Genomic DNA, 21,098 nt, shown 5'->3' with positions numbered 1-21,098 from the left:
ATGGCCGATCGGGTCGCACCAGCCTGTGGGTCACTGGCCGAACAAGGGCACCGTTGGGTTGAGCAGGCCCTGGACGACGGCGCGGATGGAGGGGCGGCGGGAGGCGTCCGTACGCCAGACCGCGTAGATGTGGCGGACCAGGCGTGGGCGGATCTCGATGAACCGGATGCCCGCCGGCACCGGGTCACGGCCGAGACGCGGGATGATGGCGATGCCGAGGCCGGCGGAGACGAGGGCCAGTTGGGTCTGGTGCTCGGCGGCCACGCACGAGATGTCCGGTTCGATGCCGTGGACGCGCAGTGTGTCCCGCAGCCATTCGGTGCAGATCCAGCCGTCGCTCCAGGTGATCCACGGTTCACCGTCGAGGTCCTTGAGGTCGACGACGCCTGGGGAGGCTAGGGGATGGTCTTCTGGAACGGCGACGTCCGCCACGTCGTCGAGGAGTGCCGATCTCGTCAGCGTGTCGGGGATGACGGCCGGTTCGTTGAACCAGTCCTGCACGATCGCGAGGTCCAGGTCGCCGCGGGTCACCCGGGGCAGGGCGAGGTGCGGCTCGACCTCCTCCAACGCGACCCGTAACTGCGGATGCTTGCGGCGGAGGTCCCGCATCGCAGGTGCCACGAGGCCGCGCGCGGCGGTCGCGAACGTGCCGAGGGTCAGGCGGCCGGAGACCGTACCGCGGTAGGCCTCGAGATCCGCCTCCGCCCGCTCGGCCAGGGACAACATCTGCTCCGCGTGGGCGGCCAGGCGTTCGGCGGCGCCGGTGAGCCGGATGCCTCGGCCGCTCCGTTCCAGCAGTTGTTGCCCTACTTCCCGCTCCAGCTTGTCCATCTGCTGGGAGATGGCCGAGGTGCTCACGTGCAGAACGTCCGCGGCCGCGGTGACCGAGCCATAGACGGCGATCGAGTGCAGGACGCGTAGCCGCTCCAAGTTCAACATCTAAGCAATGCTACGAAATGGCGCTAAGAAAGTCTGCCTTGTGCTTCGGAAATGGGGCGGGCATGGTGGCAGGCGTGAACAGCGACAATTTTCTGATCGGTGGCGACCTGCCCGTTCATCGCATCGGTTTCGGGGCGATGCGGCTGACGGAATGGGAGGCGCCACGGGATCCGGCGCCCGCGATGGCGGTCGTACGGCGAGCCGTCGAGCTCGGCGTCACCCTCATCGACACCGCCGACGCTTATGCGCTCGGCGCCAACGAGGAATTGCTGGCTCAAGCGCTGCATCCCTACCCGCAAGGGCTGGTCATCGCCACCAAGGCGGGGCAGAGCCGCCCAGGCCGCGAACGGTGGCAGCCGCTGGGACGGCCGGAATATCTCATCCAGCAGGCCGAGCTCAGCCTGCGCCGACTGCGGGTGGAGTGTATCGAGTTGTTTCAGCTGCATCGGGTCGATCCGCAGGTGCCGTTCGCCGATCAGATCGGTGCGCTGAAACAGCTTCGAGAGGAGGGAAAGATTCGCCATATCGGATTGTCGCAGGTCGGTGTCGGTCAGATCGAGGAAGCTCGTCGAATGGTGCCGATCGCGAGTGTGCAGAATTTGTACAACGTCGGTGATCGGCGGTATGAGGACGTGCTCGACTATTGCGCTTCCGTACGGATCGCGTTCATTCCCTGGTATCCGATGGGTGGCGGTGCGCATGCCGCTGCTGATGGGGTCCTGCCTGAGGTCGCGAAAGAGGTGGGCGGGACTCCGGCGCAGGTGGCGCTCGCCTGGTTGCTCGCTCGCTCGGACGTCGTCGTGCCCATTCCTGGCACCCGTTCCCCCGTTCATCTGGAGGAGAACATGGCGGCGGCGGGCATCGAGCTGACGGAGGAGCAGTTCCAGCGGATCGCGTTCGCCTGACAGGCCACGCTTTCCGTACGGCGGCGGGCGCATCAGAAGTCACCAGCCGTCGTGCGGAAGACGTACCGTGCTCGGTCGAAGTCCAGCGTCCAGGCGTATGCCTTGAGGAAGGCGTGGGTCAGCAGGCCGTCGACGTGTACGCCGCCGAAGGAGCGCCACGGCGCCGTCCGGGATCTCGTGACGGCGACGAACGGTGCCCGGTGGGTGAGCGGGCCGAGTGACAGTGGCTCGGGGCCGTCGAAGTGCGGGCGGGCGGTCAGGTGGCGCGGGACTCCCCAGGCGCGGTAGCGGCGGGACGTGGCCAGCAGGCCGGCCTGACGTGGCGGATCCACGGCGTCGTCCACCTGGACCAGGCCCGAGTCGATGAAGAAGGTGAGGTCATCGCGCGGGCCGAAGCCGCCGCGCGCGAACATGTAGTGATCCGCCCAGAGGTGGAAGGCGAACTCCGCCGCCACGGGGGTGTCCGCGAGGAGGCGGGAGTGGTCGGCGGCGGCGCCGGGGTGGCGTCTCGGGGAGAGAATGAGGCGGTGGCGAGGGTGGTCGAGGGTGGACAGGAACTGTTCCAGCACGTTGGTGCCGATGATCACCAGGTCCTGGGGGCCGACGAGGGTGGAGAGCACCTGGACCGGCACGTTCGTCAGCGACGCGGCGCCCAGGCGCAGCTCGGCGATGGTGCCGTGACGGAGCTCGGCGCGCTGCGATCCGTGGGAGCCGGTGCCGCTCGTGGTGGTCACCACGCCTGTCTCCGCGGCGCGCCGTGGTCCCATGACGACGAAGGGGGCGCCGGTGTCGAGATGCGCCCGTACGTCTACGCCGTCGATGGTCGCCGCCACGGCCGGGAGGTAGGGCGCGAGCTCGTGGTCGGCGAACGGAAGCGTGGAGGTGCCGTCGAGTCGCACCCCCAGCGGGCGTTGCAGTCTCGAATGGAGCAGGCGCAGCGTCTGCTCGACGGCCCTTGGGCGGGTGAAGTGGCGCCGTTGTACGTGCTCGACCGCCCGGTCGGGGCGGCCCAGGTGCAGCCAGGCCTCGACGACCGGCTCGTCCAGCGCTCTCGGCGCGCGGCCGGCCGCGGCGAGGGCGTCGTAGCAGGACAACGCCTTCTCGTACGACTGCCGCACGAAGTGGCAGAGGAAGAGCAGGTGGTCCCGGGAAGGGCCGGACAGGGTCTCGGCGTGACGTTCGCAACCTTCCACGTCGCCCCTCGACCAGGCCCGCCAGGCCGGCCGTGAAGGGGCGTCGAGTAAGCCGCCCATGGCGCTTCTCATTCGGCTTCCTCCTGGGGTGACTCGGCGGCGCCGAGATCCATGGCGACGGCGACGATCGTCATCAGCGGCACCACGGCGTGGGGCGCGATGGCGTACTCGCCGCGCCGGGGCTGGATGAGCAGGCCCGCGCTCTGCAGGTCCTTGAGGTGGTGGTACAGGTGGCCGGTGGACGTCTCGCCGAGGGTCTCCTGAAGCTCCTTGCGGGTCCGCGGCTCCTTGAGGAGGGCGGCGAGCAGGGCCAGGCGCGGCCCGCTGCCGAGGCGTTCGAACAGGGTCGCGGCCCGGGCCCAGTTCGCGTCGGCCACCTCGCCGGCCGCGTGCTCCATCGCCCACATGTAGTGGCGGTCCTCGAAGGTCACCGCGCCGCCGTACATGACCGTGTCCGGGCGGGTCTCCCCTTCGGCCCTGGACCGGATCAGATCGACCAGGTCGAGTGGCGGCGCTTGGGCGACGACGGGGCGTGGTGGAGCGTCCGAAGGCGGCTCTTCCAGGCGGGCGACCCGGCGCTCAAGCTCCGCGATCCGTTCTTCGATCGGCCCCATGGGCACCTCTGTTTCTCGTTATTCCGTATTTCCGGAATAGCAGAACTATAGCGCCCGAGGGCTCCCTGTGCGGCGCCCGCCGGCCGGCCGGCGCGGCCGGGAGCGCGCATTGCGACCGGGACTCGGCGGCGTCCGTTCGCCATCCACGGGAACATCGGCACAGTCACAGCACGTCAGAGGCAATGATTCATATCAACCTTGAAGTAAAATACTTGACGCTTGAAGTGAACCAGACTAGATTCCGTTGAGCCTGCCGCTCATCCAGGAGCGGCGGCGAGACGTCCAGAGAAGGCGATGGGAACGCATGGATGGCGCCGACGAGCTCCGCTGGCTCGACGAGGACGAGCAGGCGGCCTGGACCACCCTCGTCTCCGTCCTGCTGACCCTGCCGGGCGCCCTCGACGCCCAGCTCCAGGCCGACGCCGGGATGACCCTCTACGAATATCTGGTGCTGTCCGGGCTGACCTACGCCCCGGAAGGCACCATGCGGCTGAGTGACCTGGCCCTCGTCACCAACGGTTCGCAGTCACGCCTGTCCCAGGTCGCGACGAAACTCGAGCGACGCGGCTGGCTCGTCCGGCAGCGCGATCCCGACGACGGCCGCTCCACCCTCGCCGTGCTGACCCCGGCCGGCCGGGCGAAGGTCGACCAGACCTCCCCCGGTCATGTCGAGACGGTACGGCGGCTGATCTTCGATCCGTTGACGGCGGCGCAGGTACGGCAGATGCGGGAGATCAACCGCCGTATCCGCACCGCCGTCGATCCGAACGGCAGCGTCATGTTCCGGGCCCACGGAGTGTGACGGCCCGCCCTTTCCCGGCGTAACAGACGAACGACCCGCAGGGCCGGCACGCCACGAGTGCCGGCCGCGATGACTCCTGCGCCGAATCACCCAGAGCAGCGGAAGGTCCCGACCTGATGAACACACGCATAGCCATCGTCGCCGGCGCCGGCGGCGGGCTGGGGAAGGCCACCGTACTCTCCCTGTACACGGCCGGCCTGACCGTGGTCGCCGTCGACCGTACCGAGGCGAACCTGAAAGACCTGCCCGCCACGATCCACCGCGAGATCGCCGACGCCACCGACCCGGCCGCCGCCGCTCCCCTGCTGGAGCGCGTCGTCGCCACGGCCGGAGCGCCGGACGTCCTGGTCAACACCATCGGCGCCCACGCGTTCGGCGGTTTCGAGACGGTGCGGCCCCAGGCGCTCAGCGCGTTGATGGACGTGAACGTCGGCGCCGCGCTGTGGCTGACCCAGGCGGTGGCGCCGTACATGCGGCGGAAGGGTGCGGGCGTGATCGTCCACACCGGGGCGCGCCCGGGAGTGGAGGCGGCCGCCGGCGCGGCGGCCTACGGCATCACCAAGGCCGCGCTCGCGCACCTGGGACGCGTTCTCGATCGCGAACTGCGTCCCCACGGCATCCGCGTCAACGTCATCCTGCCCGAGCTCATCGCCACCGCCGCCAACCAGGCGGTGCTCCCCGCGCACCTGCTGGCTCGCGCGGCCACGCCGGAGGCGGTGGCCGACGTGATCACCTCCCTCGTCCGCGACGCGACCGCCCCGGACGACCGGGTGCTGATTCCCCTGTACGACGACTGACCCCGCGCTCACCGACGCCGGGCGCGAGCCTGCCCGGAAACAGCTGATGAGAGAAGAACCCATGGCCGTCGCTCTGATCACCGGAAGCTCACGCGGCATCGGCCGCGCCGTCGCCGGCAGACTCGCCGCCGACGGCTTCGACATCGTCGTCAACTACCGCGACGACGCCGGAGCCGCCGACGAGGTCGTCAAACGGGTCGAAGCGGCGGGCCGCAGGGCCGTCGCCGTCCGGGCGGACGTCGCCGATCCCGGCGAACTGCGCGGGCTCTTCCAGGTGCCCGAGGAACGCTTCGGCTGCCTCGACGTCTTCGTCGGCAACGCGGCGACCGTCCGGTACGCCGCCGTGGCGGACATCTCCGACGAGCACTTCGACCTCATGTGGCGGACGAACACCCGCGCGACCCTGATCGGCATCCGCGAGTCCGCGCGCAGGATGCGGGACGGCGGCCGCATCGTCATCGTCTCCAGCGGCGCCGTGGTGGCGGCGCCTCCCGGAGTCGGTCCGTACGCGGCGAGCAAGGCCGCCGGGGACGTCCTCGTCCAGACGGCGGCCCGCGAACTGGGCCCGCGCGGGATCACGGTCAACAGCGTCCTGCCGGGGCCCACCAGGACCGAGATGCTGAACGTGGACCCCGGCCTGATCGCCGCCCAGACCCCGCTGGGCCGGGTCGGCGAACCCGAGGACATCGCCGACGTCGTCAGCTTCCTCGCCTCGCCGTCCGGCGGCTGGATCACCGGGCAGGCGATCCGCGCGGCGGGCGGACTCGTCTGACAACTCCTTTTCGAGAAGGGCGAACGGAACATGACCGAGAAGAAGATCATCGCTGTGGTCGGCGCGACCGGCTCCCAGGGCGGCGGCCTGGCCCGCGCCATCCTGGACGACTGGAACGGCCCCTTCACCGCACGGGCCCTCACCCGGAACCCGGACTCACCGGCGGCGAGGGAACTCGCCGGTCGCGGCGCCGAGGTGGTGCGGGCCGACCTCGACGACGAGGCCGGCCTGCGCGCGGCCTTCGACGGCGCGTACGGCGCGTTCGTGGTCACCAACTACCGGGAACAGCGCACCGGCGAGCAGGCCGCGACCCGCAGCCGGGCCCGGATGGAACGGGACCAGGCCGCCAACGCGGCCCGCGCGGCCAAGGCGGCCGGGCTCAAGCACGTCGTGTGGTCGACCTTGGAGGACACCCGCCCGCACTTCACGTTCCTCGGCAGCCAACCACCCACCATCGGGGACGGCTACAAAGTGCCCCACCTCGACGCCAAGCACGAGGCGAACGGCTACTTCACCGCCTCGGGCGTACCCACGACCTTCCTGGAGACCTCGTTCTTCTACGAGATGTTCATCTACGCGGGGCTGAGCCCGCACCGGGGTCCAGACGGCACGGCGACGCTGACCCTGCCGATGGGCGACAGCGTGATGGCGCTCGTGGCCGCCGAGGACATCGGCCGCACCGCGTACGGCATCTTCCACGCCGGCGCCCGCTTCGTCGGCCGCACCGTCGGCCTGGCCGGCACGCACGCCAACGGCGACCAACTGGCCGCCCTCTTCGCCAAGGTGCTCGGCGAGCCGGTCGTCTACCGCCCGATGACCCACGACCAGCTGCGCGCCGCCGACATCCCGGACGCCGAGGAACTCGGCAACATGTTCCAGTTCTTCACCCAGGCGGCCGACACCTTCGTCGGCAACCGCGACCTCGACCTGATCCGCACCCTCAACCCCCGCCTCCAGCCCCTCGAAGACTGGCTGCTCACCCACCGTCCCCGACTCCAAGCCGCCCTCTGACCGAGTAAGAAGGTGCAAGGCCGGGCTGACGCTGACCGGCGACGACCGAGAGTACGCCAAGTCTCCGCGCCGGCGTTGCACTTGGCACCGGCCGATCATCAGATGAGGCTGTGTCTCTGGGGCAGGTCGACGACGCCGGCCAGGGACAGGCCCGCGAGCACGAGCAGGGCGACGGTGAGGACGCCGAGCAGGAGCCAGGCGATCGGGTGGCCGAGGTTGAGGGTCCATGAGGAGGAGCCGAGACGGGCGTGCACGAGCAGGGCCGGGTCGCGGCGGTTGGCGTAGACGGCGCCGGCCAGGAACCAGTGGCGGTCGTCCTCGCGCTGGCCGGCCCCGGAGTCCTCCAGTTCCTCGCCCGGCAGAGCGGGCAGCCGGTGCCCGGCCTGGCCCACCTTGATCTCCCATGTCAGCCAACCGCCCAGCAGCACGATGAACGGGGCGAAGACGGCCACCTCCCAGCCGATCGCGGGAGGGACGATCTCCCACAGCCGCAGACCCGCGAAGAACAGGCTGAGGTTCAGGCAGGCCGCCGACAGCAGCAGCAGCGTCGCGACGCCGCGCAGGTAGACGCGGTAGCGGCGGGCCGAGCCTCGGGGCCTGGCGGCATCGAGGTCGGGGCGGGCGCGCAGCACGGCCAGGGCCGCGACGAGAACGACCAGGGTGACGGCGATCTGGTAGATCACCGGCTGGAAGGCGCTCAGCACCGTCGTCGGCGTACGCTGTACGGAGGAGGCGGTGCCGCCGAGTCCGAGAGACACCGGCAGCGTGGCGGGCAGTCCGCCGTAGCGCGCCCAGCCGACGCCCGCGGTGACCAGCAGCACGGCCAGGGCGGGTAGACCCCACGGCCACGGCACCCGGACCGGGTCGGTGCGAAAAGTGGTGTCGACCGTGACGGTCTGACGACGCTCGGCCGCCCACCCGCCGGCGAGTTTGGCGGCGCGGACCATGCGATGAGCGCGGTAGAACAGCAGCAGGTCCACGACCGTCACCACCGTCGCGGTGACGCTGATCGCGACGGCGGATCCGGTGACCAGCAGCGCCAGGATCAGGACCACCGCGGCGATCACCGCCACCAGGACGGTCAGGCGGGCGTAGGACCGGCGCGCCGCGACGATGACGGGATCGCCGACCCGCTGGACGCCCACGCGCACGCCGAACGGCAGGGTGGGCCTGGCCAGCACCGGCAGCGCCAGCATCAGGGACGTGACCAGCGCGACGATGATCGTGCCGGCGCAGAGGAGCAGGATCACGCGCCCTCCTCGAAACCGATCAGTTGCGCCTCGCACCGGCGCAGCACATCCTGCCGGTCCATGCCGTGAACGGTGGCTTCCGCCAGCAGCACACGCATGCGTTCCTCCCAGTCGTCGACGAAGGGTGTCTCGGGCGGGCCGGTGTCGGCATCACGCCGTACGACCGCGCCGCTCTTGCGGTTGATCCGGATCACGCCCTGCTGTCGCAGCAGGTCGTAGGCCTTGTTCACGGTATGGAAGTTGATGCCGAAATCCGCGGCGAGTTGCCGCGTGGACGGTAGCGGGTCGCCTTCGCGCGCCTGCCGTCGGGCGATCGCCTCCACGATCCGGTCCCGGATCTGCTGGTAGATCGGAACCTCGCTGTCGAGGTCAAGGGTCAGCTGCACACCGACACTCTATCTGATATACAACTAATAGAACAGCTAACGCCCGGAGGGCACGTCATGCATCAGGTAGAGATCCACCAGGAAACGCCGGCCGTCCGCTCCGCGCTTCGGCGCCGGCCGATCGCGGTGATGGCATGAACATCGAAGTACGGGGCCTGACCAAGGCGTTCGGGCCGATCAGTGCCGTCACCGACCTCAGCTTCGAGGCCGAGGCGGGCGTCGTGACGGGATTCCTGGGGCCGAACGGCGCCGGCAAGACCACCACCATGCAGATGATGCTGGGCCTGGTCACGCCGACGTCCGGCACCGCCACGTTCGGCGGTCACCGCTACGCCGACCTGCCCCACCCGTCGGCCGCCGTCGGAGCCGTGCTGGACAGCGCGGGCTTCCACCCCGCCCACACCGCCTACGACCACCTGCGGGTCTATGCCCGCATGGGCCGGCACGGCACGGCCCGGGTCGATCAGGTCGCGGACCTGACCGGGGTGTCAGCCTTCGCCGGCCGCCTCACCCGCACCCTGTCCACCGGCATGCGGCAACGCCTCAGCCTGGCCACCGCACTGCTCGGCGACCCCCAGGTGCTGCTGCTGGACGAACCGAGCAACGGCCTGGACCCTGAAGGCATCGCCTGGCTGCGGGAGTTCCTCCGCGAGCTGGCCGCCGACGGCCGCACCATCCTCGTCTCCAGCCATGTGCTCGGCGAGATCGAGCACACGGCCGACCACGTGGTGGTGATCCGCGACGGCCGGCTGGTCACCGCCGGTCCCATCGCCGGCCTGTACGGCACAGCCACCGTGCTGGTCCGCTCCCCGCAGGCGGACCTGTTCGCGGCCAAGCTGGTGACGAGCGAGGTCCGGGTGGAACATCCACGACCGGATCTGCTGCGCATCCACGGCCTGAGCACCGAGCAGGTCGCCGCCGCGGCCGCCTCCCACGGCGTCACGCTGCACGAGATCACCCCGGAACACCCCACCCTCGAACAAGCGTTCCTGCACCTCACCGGAGGTTCCCGATGACCGCCCTCCTCGCCGCGGAATGGACCCGCCTGACCGGCACCAAACTCTGGTTGTGGGGTCTGCTGGCCGCGCTGGCCAGCGGAGCGCTCATCGGCCTGCTCGCCCTGGCCGGGCCGGAGAACTTCACCCCGCCGATGCCCGGACTGGACACCGCCCAGGGCATCCACGCGCTGCTGGGCCTGCTCGGCTTCACCGTCTTCGTCCCCGCCCTGCTCGGCACCATCGCCGTGTCCGCGGAGTACCGGCACAGGACCATCACCACCACGACGTTGTTCGCTCCCCGGCGCTGGACCTGGCTGGCGGCCAAGCTGGCGATCTACACCGGGGCCGGGCTCGCCTACGGCGCGACGGCCGCGGCGGTGGCCGGCGGCGCTCTGTGGGGCGTGGCCGTGCTCAAGGGCATCACGCTCGGCCTGCCGGCCGTCACGATCACGGCCCTGCTGGCCCGCATCGCCCTGACCATGGCGGTCTACACCCTGCTGGGCCTCGCCGTGGGCGCTCTCCTGCGCAACCAGGTGACCGCCCTCATCGCCGTCGGCGCCTACTTCTACATGATCGAGACCGTGCTGATGCTCATCCCGGGGATCAAGCTGCTCTATCCCTATCTCCCGGGTGGCGCCACCGCCGCGCTGACCGGCTTCACCTATCTGGCGGACGCCATCGCCGACCAGACCGGCACCTCCGCGACCCCGCTGCTGTCCGCGCCGGCGGGTGCCGCCGTGCTGGTGTGCTACGCCCTGGTCGCCATTGCCATCGCCGTCGCGGCCCCGCTGCGGCGGGACATCACGTGAGTCCCGGCGGGCTCCCCTGGACCGGCGCCGATGCCGTTCAGGCGCGTGGCAGGACGCCGACAAGTGCCGCGGTGAAGGAGCTTCGGAGGGCGTCGCGGAGGTCCAGGTGGAGGACGCCGAGGGCGGGTTCCTCCGCGTAGGCGGCGACGAGGCTGGGCGGCGGTGGGACGTAGGCCGACAGGGCGCCCGCCGAGACCAGGGCCATCAGGCAGAACAGTTGTGTGTCGTCGCCCAGCTCCGGCAGGTGCCGGCGGAGCAGTTCGGTCATGGTCGCGAGCCGGGCGAGGGAGGCGCGTTTGTGCCGTTTGACCACCTCGACCGAGACGTTGTGCTCAAGGACGCCCCCCTGCGCGCCGAAGAGGTCGCAGAGCACCTTCCGGTCCGCCAGGGAGCGGCTGAGGATCTCGGCCAGTTGAGCCGCGCGCGCTTCCGGTGCCGCCCCGGCGTCGATGCCCGCCGGCAGGTCATCCGTCAGCTCGGCCAGCCAGTCGCCCAGGAAGACGTCCAGCAGTTCGAGCAGCACGGCCTCGCGTGACTCGAAGTAGCGCAGGACGTTCGACTTGGCCAGGCCCACCCGCCGGCTGAGCTCGTTGAGGCTCACCTCGGCCACCGGCATCTCGTCGAGCATCGCCGCCGCCGTGTCGAGGATCGCCTTGCGGCGGATCTCCCGCTGCTCCTCACTGCGCGCCCGCTGAAATGTCACAACCCTCACCCTAGCTTAAAGACCGCCGGTCTCTTGACAGGAGACCGTCGGTCTCTTATGTTCGTCCATAAGAGACCGACGGTTCCTTAGGAGGACCTCATGAGCGAGAAGTGGACCGAGCAGCACATCCCCGACCAGCGCGGCCGGGTGGCTATCGTGACCGGCGCCAACACCGGGCTGGGCTTCGAGACCGCCCGGATGCTGGCCGAACGCGGGGCCACGGTGGTCATGGCCGTCCGCAACGTCGAGAAGGGCAAGGAGGCGGCCGGCCGCATCGAAGGAGACGTGGCCGTCCAGGCCCTCGACCTGACCTCACTGGACTCGATCCGGACCGCGGCGGCCGATCTGCGCGCCGCCCACCCGCGCATCGACCTGCTCGTCAACAACGCCGGCGTGATGTACACCCCGCGGCAGACCACCGCCGACGGGTTCGAGCTGCAGTTCGGCACCAACCACCTCGGCCACTTCGCCCTCACCGGCCTGCTGCTGGACCGGCTGCTGCCGGTGCCCGGCTCGCGCGTCGTGACGGTCAGCAGCACCGGCCACCGCATCCGGGCCGCCATCCACTTCGACGACCTGCAGTGGGAGCGCTCGTACAGCCGCACCGCCGCCTACGGCCAGTCCAAGCTCGCCAACCTGATGTTCACGTACGAACTGCAGCGGCGGCTCGCCCCGCACGGCACCACGATCGCGGTGGCCGCGCATCCCGGCGTGTCCAACACCGAACTCGCCCGCTACACGCCCGCCGCGTTCCGCCTGCCCCTCACCTGGCTCGCGCCGCTGCTCACCCAGAACGCCGACATGGGCGCCCTGCCCACCCTGCGCGCCGCCACCGACCCGGCCGTCACCGGCGGCCAGTACTACGGCCCCGGCAACCGCGGGGAGATCACCGGCTACCCGAAACTGGTCACCTCCAGCCCCGGCTCCCACGACCAGGCCGTCCAGCGGCGCCTGTGGACCGTGTCGGAGGACCTCACCGGGGTGACGTTCCCGGTGCCGGCGCCGCAATGAGTCAGCCGGCGGTGAGGGCGGCGCAGGCTTCGGTGGCCATCACCGCGCTGAGCTGGGCCGACAGGGAGACCTTCGGGCCCGGCGGGTGGTTCCAGTTCGACCCGGCCAGGAGCAGGCCGTCGCGCACGGACGACTTCCAGAGCCGTTCCGTGCTGTCCAGCAGGAAGTCGCGGACCTCCGGCACGTCCTGGACCTCCAGCAGGCGGTGGGCGTACCGGTAGTAGACGCCCTTGAACAAGCCCTCGTCGCCGCCGTCGCCCTCGTGGGCGAAGACGCCGTCCGAGGTCAGCTCGGTGATGGCGGTGCGGGCCGTGCGGGTGGCGCGGGACACGTAGTCGTCGCGGCCGAGGGCCCGGGCCAGCTCGACGCACGCCCCGACGTACAGGCCCTGGTTGTAGGTGAAGCGCCAGTGCAGGTCGATGGCGTGGTCCTCCTGGCGGTTGACGCCGTCCTCGACGAAGCCGTCCGGACGCACCAGGGCGCCCTCCAGCCAGTCCATCGTCCGGGTCGCCCACTCCAGGTGGCGGGGGTCGCCGGTGACGCGGTGCAGGCGGGCGGACAGGATGACGAAGGGCGCGTTGGCCGGGGTGTTCTTGTAGTACGGCTGCTGGACGCGCCAGGCGATGCCGCCGCCCTCGTGGTCGTTCCAGCCGTTGTCGAGCACGTGCTGCCAGATCACGACGGCGTGGTTGCGCAGGTCGGCCGAGCCGGTGGCCTCGGCCAGGCGCAGGGTCGCGAGCGCGAGCCAGAGCATGTCGTCGAAGTAGTCGTTGAACAGCGCCCCGCCGTTGCGGCGGCGGATGCCCGCGAGGATCGCCGCGGCCTGGTCGAGCCGGGCCGGGTCGCCGGTCCGCCGGTGGGCGTCGATGCGCACGTCCATGGCGTGCGCGAGCCACCAGTAGTTGAAGGTGTCGTTGTCGCCGGGCTCCAGCGGGTGCCAGTTGTCGAAGAGCTGGTCACCGGGGGCGGCGAAGTAGTGGTCGAGGCTGCGCTGAGCCAGGTCGGCGCGGTCGTTCCAGAGGTCGGGCAGCGACAAGGGTGGGTCCTCCGTGCTCAGGTGGTCTCGGGGTCGTGGGCCGGCTCTTGCCCGGGGTCAGGTCTTCTCGGGGTCGACGATCGAGAAGGGGATGATGGAGCGTGGTGGTACGGGCTCGCCGCGCATCTGGGCGAGCAGCAGGTCGACCGCCTGCCGGCCCATCTCCCGCTGCCCCTGCCGGACGTGCAGGAAGTGCGGCCCGGCGACCGGGTCGAGGGGTGAGTCGAAGCAGGCGATGAGCGGCCGCGGCTCCGTCCCGGCGATGGCCCGGCCCATGACGCGCGCCAGGTTGTACTCGCACACCACGAACGCGGTCACCTCGGGCTCGCGGGCCTGGAAGGCGCGGATGCGTTCGACGTCGGCCCGTACGTTGTCGGGGGTGAAGGCGCCCGGCAGCGTGCTGGACAGGTCGGTCAGCTGGTGCACGAAGTCGAGGGACAGGCCGCGCCCGGTGAAGGCGGCGCGGAAGCCCTCCAGCCGCTCCTCGATGCTGGAGGTGTTCTCCGGCGGCGGGGACACGAACGCGATGTGCCGGTGCCCCTGGTCGAACAGGCGCTCGGTCAGGGCGCGCGCGGCCGCGACGTTGTCGGTGTGCACGGCGCACACCTGGATGCCGGCGAGATAGCGGTCCACGAGGACGAGCGGATAGCCGTCGAGGATGGTGCGGAGCAGGCCGGCGTTGTAGTACTCGCCGTGCACGGGGAAGACGATCAGACCCTCGGCGAGCCCGGCGTCGACCATCGACTCGATGGCCTTCTCCTCCTCTTCCTGGCTGCCGCGGGTGCGCTTGATCACCAGGGTGATGCCGCGCTCGGCGCAGCGCTCCTCGACCGCGCAGAGCAGTTCGAGCCCGTACGCCTCGGACGCGTCCGGATAGATCATCGCGATCGTGCCGGGCACCCGCTCGCCCTCCGCCGCCGCGCGGACCGGGGAGAGCGCCAGGGAGTCGAGGTCGGGCAGCTCCGTGGCCACGAACGAGCCCTTGCCGCGGACCCGGTGCACGACGCCGGCCTGCCGGAGGATCTCCAGCGCCTTCTTCGAGGTGATCCGGCTGACCTCGAACCGCTCGGCCAGCTCCATCTCCGAGGGGACGCGGTCGCCGGGGGTCAGTGCGCCCCGCCGGACCTCGTCGAGGAGGTAATCAATGATCCGCTCGTACAGGAGCGGGCCTCTCGCTGCCACTCTTCCCCTTCATAGCTTGGTATGTCAGCACGTCTAGGTATATATCATCTCATAAATTGAACCATCGAAACATATTGACTTATGACAACTTGGTTCCTACGTTTCCCTCAGATGACATCTCGCGCACCTCATGAAGGGAAACGCGTGAACGCTGTCCCAACTGTGCTGCACGACGTGGCCGACCGCGTACGAACACAGCTGGAGCCCCGGTTCCCCGAGGCCGCCGCCATGTTCGAGCAGTGCTTCCTCAACACGCTGGAGACCACGGTCAGGCGGCTGCCGGACGGGACCACGTTCGTGCTGACCGGCGACATCCCGGCCATGTGGCTGCGCGACTCCGCGGCCCAGATCGAGCCGTACGTCCGCCACGCCGCCGCCGACGACGACCTGCGCGCCATGATCCGCGGCGTGATCCGCCGCCACGCACGGTACGTCGCCCTCGACCCGTACGCCAACGCGTTCAACGAGGGCCCCGACGGCATGGGTCACCAGGACGACCGGACCCGGCTCACGCCCTGGGTCTGGGAGCGCAAGTGGGAGCTCGACTCCCTGTGCCATCCGCTGCGGCTGCTGCACCTCTACTGGACGGTCACCGGCGACACGGAGGTGTTCGACGAGGCCGTGCACCGCATGCTCACCGTGGCCGTGGCGACCATGCGGGCCGAGCAGCGCCCCGGGTCCTCGCCGTACAGCTTCGTCCGCCCGCACCCCCAGCAGCCCACGGACACGCTGGTCAACGAGGGGCGCGGGCCTGAATGCGGGTACACCGGCATGGTCCGCTCGGCGTTCCGGCCCAGCGACGACGCCTGCACCTACGGCTTCCTCGTCCCGGCCAACATGTTCGCGGTCGTCGTCCTCGGCCACGTGGCCGCGTTCGCCCGCGACTTCTACGCCGACACGGCCCTGGCCGGCGACGCCGCCGCGCTGCGCGCCGAGATCGAGGAGGGCATCAGGCGGTACGCGGTCGTCGACCATCCCGAGCACGGGCCCGTCTACGCGTACGAGACCGACGGCCTCGGCAACCACCTGCTCATGGACGACGCGAACGTCCCGAGCCTGCTGTCCATCCCCTACCTGGGATACCGGCCGGCCACGGATCCGACGTACCGCGGCACCCGGGCCTTCGTGCTCAGCCCGGGCAACCCGCACTACAGCTCGGGCAAGCACGCCCGCGGCGTGGGCAGCCCGCACACCGAGCCCGGGCACATCTGGCCGATGTCCCTCGCCATGCAGGGCCTCACCAGCACCGACCCGGCCGAGCGGGCCGAACTGCTGGACATGCTGGCCGCCACCACGGCCGACACCGGATACATGCACGAGAGCCTGGACCCCGACGACCCCGGCGTCTTCACCCGCCCCTGGTTCGGCTGGGCCAACAGCCTGTACGCGCAGTTCGCCATGGAGGTGGCGCTGACATGACCCGGACGCTGGCCGGCCCGCCCGCGGTCGGCCGGGCCTCACCCGGCCACGCGAAGCAGCGGCGGTCCCGGATGTCGCGGCACCAGGCGCGGGCCGGAGTGCTGTTCGCCACGCCGCCGATGGTGCTGTTCCTCATCTTCACCGTGCTGCCCGTGGCCGGCGCGCTCGGCCTGAGCTTCACCTCGTACGACGTCTTCACCCCGCCGCAGTGGACCGGCCTGCAGAACTACGCCAGGCTGCTGGAGGACGCCACCTTCTTCACCACGCTGAAGAACATCCTGCTGTACTGCGCGATGTTCGTCCCGGTGATGATCGCCGCCTCGCTGCTGCTGGCGGTGGCGCTCAACAGCAGGCTGCCGGCGATGAGCGTCTTCCGCACCATCTACTACATCCCCGTGGTGACCTCGCCGGTGGCCGCGGCGACGGTGTGGACCTGGATGCTCAACAGCCACTACGGGCCGATCAACGAGATCCTCGGCTTCTTCGGCATCCCCGGCCCGGCCTGGGTGGGCGACAGCAGCACGGCCATGGTGTCGATCGTGCTGGTCACGCTGTGGCAGGGGGTCGGCTCCAACATGCTGATCTACCTGGCGGGCCTGCAGAACATCCCCACACACCTGTACGAGGCCGCCGCCCTGGACGGGGCCGGGCGCTGGGCGACGTTCGCCCACGTCACCTGGCCGCAGCTACGGCTGACCACGCTGTTCGTCACGACGCTGTCGCTGATCGGCGCCTTCCAGCTCTTCGACCAGGCGTACGTGATGACCAAGGGCGGTCCGGGCAACTCGACGCTGACGCCCGTCTACCAGATCTACGAGACCGCCTTCAACCGGCTGCAGATGGGCTACGCCTCGGCGCAGGCGTTCACGCTGTTCCTCATCATCGTGGCCGTCACCGTGATCAACATGCGGATCAACCGGAGTGACGAGACATGACCAGGCGGATCAGGATCGCCCTGTTCTACGGCGTGCTCACCGTCGTCGGACTGTTCATGCTGCTGCCGTTCCTGTGGTCGCTCAGCACCTCGCTCAAGCCCGACGACGAGATCATCGCGCTGCCGATCAAGTGGTTGCCGAGCTCGATCACCTTCGAGCACTACTGGTCGGCGTTCACCACCGTGCCGTTCGCGCGGCACTTCGCCAACTCGATGCTGCTGGCCGTGGCGGGGGTGGTCACCAATCTGATGCTCGGGTCGCTGGCCGGGTACGCCTTCGCGCGGCTGCCGTTCCGGGGCAGCCGGGTGCTGTTCCGGCTGCTGCTGGGCTCGATGATGGTGCCCGCCGTGGTGACGCTGGTGCCGTCGTTCATCATCGTCCGCAGCATGCCGCTGGTCGGCGGGAACGACCTCACCGGGCAGGGCGGCGTCGGGCTGCTGAACACGTACTGGGCGGTCATCCTGCCCGGCGCGGTCGGCGCGTTCTCCGTGTTCATGATGCGGCAGTTCTTCCTGGCCCTGCCGAAGGACCTCGGCGAGGCGGCCCGGGTGGACGGCTGCCCCGAGTTCCGCATCTTCTGGAAGATCTACCTGCCCCTGTGCCGTCCCGCCCTGGCCACGCTCGCGGTCTTCACGTTCGTCGCGGGCTGGAACGGCTTCCTCTGGCCGCTGATCGTGCTGAACGACCCCGACATGAACACGATCCAGATGAGCCTGGCCGCCTTCTCCTTCAACAAGCAGACCGACTACGGGCCGCTCATGGCCGGATCGATCGTCGCCATGGCGCCCACCCTGCTGCTGTTCGCCTTCGCGCAGCGCTACCTCACCCGGGGGCTGGCCTTCACCGGCTCCGGCCTCCAATGACATGTCTTCACGAAAGGAAGTGAGCCGCCGATGCACGCGACCCTGACCAGGCGGCTGGCAGCCGCCGCCCTCGCCGTCGCCACGGTGATCACCACTGGTTGCGCCTCCTCCGGTTCGTCCTCCTCCTCGTCCGCGGACGGGGTGGTGCGGCTGAAGTTCTGGGGCGACTGGTCCGGAGAGGGCGAGCAGCAGTTCAGGACGATGACCGCGGCCTTCAACAAGACCCACCCCAACATCCAGGTCGAGTACGTCGTCCAGGAGGACATGCTCACCAAGTTCCTCACCGCCTCCACCTCCGGCCAGGCCCCCGACGTCATGTTCTGGGACCGCTGGCGGACCGCGAGCTACGCGCCCAAGAACGTGCTCGAACCGCTCGACGAGCGGCTCAAGAAGGACAACATCCCGACCGACCGCTTCTACGGCGAGGCCGTGCGCGAGCTCACCCACGACGGCAAGCTGTACGGGCTGCCGCTCACGGTCGACGCCCGCGCCCTGTTCTACAACAAGGCCCACCTCAAGGCGGCCGGCGTCGAACCGCCGAAGACCTGGGCCGAGCTGGAGCAGGCCGCGGTGAAGCTGACCAAGCGCGAGGGCGGCAAGCTCGTCCGCGCCGGCCTGTCCATGGACGACGCCGGCCTGTTCAGCATGTACCTGGCCCAGGCCGGCGGCCAGATGGTCACCGACGACTGCTCGCGCACCGCCTTCAACAGCCCGCAGGGCCTGCAGACGCTCGACCTGTGGAGCCGCATGATCAAGGCGGGCGTCTACCAGAGCGGCTTCGAGAAGGGCCTCGGCGAGGGCACCGACGCGTTCGCCACCGGCAAGGTGTCCATGATCCTCACCGGGCCGTGGAACATCACCACGTACAAGAAGTACGGCAAGGACCTCGACTTCGGCATCGTGCCGCCGCCGAGCGGCCCCCAGGGCGGCAACGCCAGCCTCATGGGCGGCTTCGGCCTGGTGATCCCGCGCGCGGCCAAGCAGAAGGACGCGGCCTGGGAGTTCGCCAAGTGGTGGACGGCCGAGAAGGACAACGCCATGTTGTGGGCCAAGACCAGCCTGAACATCCCCGGCAACGTCCAGGCCTCGGAGGATCCGTTCTTCTCCGGCGACCCATTCTGGAAGCCGATCCTCGACACGCTGAAGACCGCCAAGACCCGCCCCGCCTGCGCCGGCTACGCGCCGATGGAGGAGGAGGCCGTCATCCCGAACCTGCAGCTCTTCCTGGAGGGCAAGGCCGACGCGCAGAAGGCCCTCACCCAGGCGCAGCAGCAGGGTGACCGGGTGTTGAAGGACAACAACCTCAACTAAGGAAGCACTCGATGAAGTTACGCGTCGCGGCCGCCGGTGTTCTGTTGTCGGCGGCCTTCCTCCAGCCGATCCAGCCGGCCCACGCCGCCGTTCCCGCCGGAGGCCGCACCCCGGCCCACGTCCCCGCCGACGCCGACGCCGCCATGTCGGCCTTCGTCGCGACCTTCTGGGACCCGGCGAAGAAGTACTTCTACACCAACAGCGACCGGCAGATCCACGAGCACGCGCACGGCCCCGAGAACGGCCGCTACACCGACTTCTGGTGGGAGGCCCAGCTGTGGGAGCTGGTGATGGACGCCTACCAGCGCACCGGCAGCGCCACCTACCGCAGGATGATCGACGACGTGTACGCCGGCTTCCTCGCCTACTACCCGACGTTCGAGAACGACTTCAACGACGACCTGGGCTGGTGGGCGCTGGCCAGTGCGCGGGCGTACGAGATCACCGGGAACACCACGTACCTGGACCGGGCGCGGTCGCTGTTCGACCGTATCTGGGCCGAGCAGGACTCCACGTACGGCGGCGGCATCTGGTGGCAGAACAACACGCGGAACCAGAAGAACGTGGCCACCAACGCCCCGGCCGTGCTCACCGCCACCAAGCTCTACACGGCCACCGGCGACGCGAGCTACCTGACCCGGGCGCGGAGCCTGTTCGACTGGATCAAGGCGAACCTCCAGGAGTCGGGGCACGTCTACGACCACCTGGAGGGCTCCGGCACCCTGGTCAAATGGGACTTCACCTACAACTTCGGGACCTACATCAGCGCCGCCGCCGCGCTGAACAAGGTCACCGGGACGGCCTCCTACCTGGCCGACGCCCGCGCGGCGGCCGACTGGGCGACCGCCAACCTGACCAACGGCGGCACGGTGCTGCACGAGGGCGTCAATGACGGCGGCGGCTTCAAGGCGCGGCTGATCCGCGGGCTCAACACGCTCGTCACCGAGCACGGCCAGCGCCAGTACCTGCCGTTCCTGCAGCGCAACGCCACCCAGGCGTGGCAGCACCGCCGCACGTCCGACAACCTCGTGGGCCCGGACTGGTCGGCCCCGGCGCCCGGCACGTACCTGCAGAGCCTGACCGCGGCCGCCGCCGTCAGCACGCTGCAGATCGTCCAGCCGGACGGCAACGCCGGGCTTCAGCCGGAGAACGGCGTCTACGAGGCCGAGAACGCGCGGCCGTCCGGCATCGGCGCCGAGAGCAGCCAGCCCGGCTTCAGCGGCCGCGGCTACCTCGCCGGCTGGAACACCTCAGGACAGACGCTCACGTTCCACGTCAACGTGGCCTCCGCCGGGGCGCACCAGCTGCGCTTCCGCTACGCCGCCGGCGCGGGCGACGCCACCCGCCGGGTGCTGGTGAACGGCGCCCAGGTCGCCGCCGGGCAGCCGTTCGCCTCCACCGGCGGCTGGGGCACGTGGAACACGTCCGTGCTGGGCGTGAACCTGGCTCGGGGGTACAACACGATCCAGCTGGAGATGGGGTCGAACTTCCTCAACCTCGACCGGCTCGACATCACCCGTTAGCCCCAGCCCGGAGGGCAGGGCTTGGTGTCGGCGGGCACGGTGGGGGCGGGCCCGGGCGGCGAGGGCTCGTCCGGGACCCCCACCCAGCGCAGGCCCGCGAGCAGCACGGCGAGCACGACCGCCGCCACCGCGATGCGCGCCACGGCCCGGTGCCGCTCGGGGGCTGCCGGTTCGAGCGTGGATCGCAGCGGGAACGGCTTCGCCGCTTCGGTGGCGAAGCCGTTCTCGTTCGCCAGGAACGTCCGGTAGACGGTCAGGGCGGTGGTGAGTGCTGTGCGGAGGTCGGCTTCGTCGGGAGTGACGGTGCGGGCGTGGAGGCAGACGAACCCGTAGAGGAGGTGCAGGGGGCGGCCGTGCTCGTCCCTGGGGGCGTCGGCCTGGCCGAGGTCGGCCGCGGAGACCTGGCGGGTGGCGTGGACGACGCTGATCGGCCGCCCGGAAGGGGTGGTCAGCGCGATGACGCCGGGCCGGTCCGGCACCGCGCCGGGCTCGACGTGGTCGGCGAGCACGGTGTGGTCGCCGACGGCGAGGAGCGGCGCGGGCGCCAGGAGCGTGCGGTAGCCGGCGCGGTGCCCGCGGGCGATCAGGAACGGCCATCCGTGGACGTCCGTCGTCTTCGGCCATCCGTGGGCGTCCATG

At 70.1% G+C, this 21,098-nt stretch carries 22 protein-coding genes; 13 read left to right on the top strand and 9 right to left on the bottom strand.

Translation table 11 applies throughout. The annotated features are described in order from the left end of the window. Positions 1 to 30: 30 nt before the first annotated feature. Complete coding sequence (locus B0I32_RS10150; RefSeq protein ID WP_106236987.1) at positions 31 to 939, bottom strand: LysR family transcriptional regulator; 909 nt, start codon at positions 937 to 939, stop codon at positions 31 to 33. Positions 940 to 1,013: 74 nt separating this feature from the next. Between B0I32_RS10150 and B0I32_RS10145 the strand changes: the two genes are divergently transcribed. Beyond that, on the top strand, positions 1,014 to 1,844 hold the full coding sequence (locus tag B0I32_RS10145; protein WP_281262583.1) for an aldo/keto reductase: 831 nt from the start codon (positions 1,014 to 1,016) through the stop codon (positions 1,842 to 1,844). Between the two features lie 32 nt (positions 1,845 to 1,876). Here B0I32_RS10145 and B0I32_RS10140 read toward each other — a convergent pair whose 3' ends face one another. Together B0I32_RS10140 and B0I32_RS10135 are read right to left on the bottom strand one after the other, a co-directional pair. After that, a complete protein-coding gene (locus tag B0I32_RS10140) occupies positions 1,877 to 3,109 on the bottom strand; it encodes a retropepsin-like aspartic protease (protein WP_106236984.1) in 1,233 nt (410 codons plus the stop codon). Beyond that, entirely contained in the window at positions 3,106 to 3,651 is a 546-nt protein-coding gene (locus B0I32_RS10135) for a helix-turn-helix domain-containing protein (RefSeq protein WP_106236982.1), read from the bottom strand. The genes B0I32_RS10140 and B0I32_RS10135 overlap by 4 nt, the downstream gene beginning before the upstream one ends. A 304-nt stretch (positions 3,652 to 3,955) precedes the next feature. Here B0I32_RS10135 and B0I32_RS10130 point away from each other — a divergent pair, with 304 nt between their 5' ends. The 4 genes from B0I32_RS10130 to B0I32_RS10115 all read left to right on the top strand — a co-directional run bounded on the left by B0I32_RS10130 (position 3,956) and on the right by B0I32_RS10115 (position 7,033). Next, positions 3,956 to 4,453, top strand: a complete 498-nt coding sequence (locus tag B0I32_RS10130) for a MarR family winged helix-turn-helix transcriptional regulator (RefSeq protein ID WP_106236981.1) — start codon at positions 3,956 to 3,958, stop codon at positions 4,451 to 4,453. 116 nt (positions 4,454 to 4,569) lie between these two features. Further along, a complete protein-coding gene (locus tag B0I32_RS10125) occupies positions 4,570 to 5,250 on the top strand; it encodes an SDR family NAD(P)-dependent oxidoreductase (RefSeq protein ID WP_106236979.1) in 681 nt (226 codons plus the stop codon). A 61-nt stretch (positions 5,251 to 5,311) separates the two neighbouring features. Then, complete coding sequence (locus B0I32_RS10120; RefSeq protein ID WP_106236977.1) at positions 5,312 to 6,022, top strand: SDR family oxidoreductase; 711 nt, start codon at positions 5,312 to 5,314, stop codon at positions 6,020 to 6,022. Between the two features lie 30 nt (positions 6,023 to 6,052). Continuing rightward, the gene (locus B0I32_RS10115; protein WP_106236976.1) at positions 6,053 to 7,033 is read left to right on the top strand and encodes an NmrA/HSCARG family protein; all 981 of its coding nucleotides are present in this window, start codon (positions 6,053 to 6,055) and stop codon (positions 7,031 to 7,033) included. Between the two features lie 98 nt (positions 7,034 to 7,131). Here the strand turns inward: B0I32_RS10115 and B0I32_RS10110 are convergent, their stop codons facing one another. Together B0I32_RS10110 and B0I32_RS10105 are read right to left on the bottom strand one after the other, a co-directional pair. Next, positions 7,132 to 8,283: a DUF1648 domain-containing protein gene (locus B0I32_RS10110; RefSeq protein WP_106236974.1), complete on the bottom strand. Its 1,152-nt coding sequence runs from the start codon at positions 8,281 to 8,283 to the stop codon at positions 7,132 to 7,134. Continuing rightward, complete coding sequence (locus B0I32_RS10105; RefSeq protein WP_106236972.1) at positions 8,280 to 8,669, bottom strand: GntR family transcriptional regulator; 390 nt, start codon at positions 8,667 to 8,669, stop codon at positions 8,280 to 8,282. Before B0I32_RS10105 ends, B0I32_RS10110 begins: the two co-directional genes overlap by 4 nt. A 134-nt stretch (positions 8,670 to 8,803) precedes the next feature. Here B0I32_RS10105 and B0I32_RS10100 point away from each other — a divergent pair, with 134 nt between their 5' ends. Next, the gene (locus tag B0I32_RS10100; protein ID WP_106236971.1) at positions 8,804 to 9,685 is read left to right on the top strand and encodes an ABC transporter ATP-binding protein; all 882 of its coding nucleotides are present in this window, start codon (positions 8,804 to 8,806) and stop codon (positions 9,683 to 9,685) included. Beyond that, positions 9,682 to 10,476: an ABC transporter permease gene (locus B0I32_RS10095; RefSeq protein WP_106236969.1), complete on the top strand. Its 795-nt coding sequence runs from the start codon at positions 9,682 to 9,684 to the stop codon at positions 10,474 to 10,476. Before B0I32_RS10100 ends, B0I32_RS10095 begins: the two co-directional genes overlap by 4 nt. Positions 10,477 to 10,513: 37 nt before the next feature. Here B0I32_RS10095 and B0I32_RS10090 read toward each other — a convergent pair whose 3' ends face one another. Then, a complete protein-coding gene (locus B0I32_RS10090) occupies positions 10,514 to 11,179 on the bottom strand; it encodes a TetR/AcrR family transcriptional regulator (RefSeq protein WP_106236968.1) in 666 nt (221 codons plus the stop codon). 99 nt (positions 11,180 to 11,278) lie between these two features. Here B0I32_RS10090 and B0I32_RS10085 point away from each other — a divergent pair, with 99 nt between their 5' ends. Beyond that, positions 11,279 to 12,190, top strand: a complete 912-nt coding sequence (locus B0I32_RS10085; RefSeq protein WP_106236966.1) for an SDR family NAD(P)-dependent oxidoreductase — start codon at positions 11,279 to 11,281, stop codon at positions 12,188 to 12,190. 1 nt (position 12,191) lies between these two features. Here the strand turns inward: B0I32_RS10085 and B0I32_RS10080 are convergent, their stop codons facing one another. Next, a complete protein-coding gene (locus B0I32_RS10080; protein ID WP_219911709.1) occupies positions 12,192 to 13,226 on the bottom strand; it encodes a glycoside hydrolase family 76 protein in 1,035 nt (344 codons plus the stop codon). 57 nt (positions 13,227 to 13,283) lie between these two features. Continuing rightward, a complete protein-coding gene (locus B0I32_RS10075; protein ID WP_219911708.1) occupies positions 13,284 to 14,408 on the bottom strand; it encodes a GntR family transcriptional regulator in 1,125 nt (374 codons plus the stop codon). A 144-nt stretch (positions 14,409 to 14,552) separates the two neighbouring features. Here B0I32_RS10075 and B0I32_RS10070 point away from each other — a divergent pair, with 144 nt between their 5' ends. From B0I32_RS10070 to B0I32_RS10050, 5 genes are read left to right on the top strand one after another with little or no spacing between them, the layout of a single operon-like run. Then, positions 14,553 to 15,827, top strand: coding sequence for a glycoside hydrolase family 125 protein (locus tag B0I32_RS10070; RefSeq protein WP_219911707.1), 1,275 nt, complete (start codon positions 14,553 to 14,555; stop codon positions 15,825 to 15,827). Further along, on the top strand, positions 15,824 to 16,762 hold the full coding sequence (locus B0I32_RS10065; protein ID WP_106236965.1) for a carbohydrate ABC transporter permease: 939 nt from the start codon (positions 15,824 to 15,826) through the stop codon (positions 16,760 to 16,762). Before B0I32_RS10070 ends, B0I32_RS10065 begins: the two co-directional genes overlap by 4 nt. Continuing rightward, a complete protein-coding gene (locus tag B0I32_RS10060; RefSeq protein WP_106236963.1) occupies positions 16,759 to 17,625 on the top strand; it encodes a carbohydrate ABC transporter permease in 867 nt (288 codons plus the stop codon). Before B0I32_RS10065 ends, B0I32_RS10060 begins: the two co-directional genes overlap by 4 nt. 30 nt (positions 17,626 to 17,655) lie before the next feature. Beyond that, positions 17,656 to 18,936 carry an ABC transporter substrate-binding protein gene (locus B0I32_RS10055; RefSeq protein ID WP_106236961.1) on the top strand — a complete coding sequence of 427 codons (1,281 nt, stop codon included), beginning with the start codon at positions 17,656 to 17,658 and terminating at the stop codon, positions 18,934 to 18,936. Between the two features lie 11 nt (positions 18,937 to 18,947). Then, positions 18,948 to 20,459 (top strand): glycoside hydrolase family 76 protein, encoded by a 1,512-nt coding sequence (locus B0I32_RS10050; RefSeq protein ID WP_106236960.1) that lies wholly within the window; start codon positions 18,948 to 18,950, stop codon positions 20,457 to 20,459. On the opposite strand, the gene B0I32_RS10045 is transcribed toward B0I32_RS10050, so the two are convergent. Then, entirely contained in the window at positions 20,456 to 21,097 is a 642-nt protein-coding gene (locus B0I32_RS10045) for a hypothetical protein (protein ID WP_106236958.1), read from the bottom strand. The two genes, B0I32_RS10050 and B0I32_RS10045, sit on opposite strands and share 4 nt — an antisense overlap. Position 21,098 lies beyond the last annotated feature (1 nt).

The organism is Nonomuraea fuscirosea, from assembly GCF_003001935.1.
GTDB lineage: Bacteria > Actinomycetota > Actinomycetes > Streptosporangiales > Streptosporangiaceae > Nonomuraea > Nonomuraea fuscirosea.
Note: the sequence above shows the minus strand (reverse complement) of the source record. Positions and strands in the feature narration are given on the sequence as shown.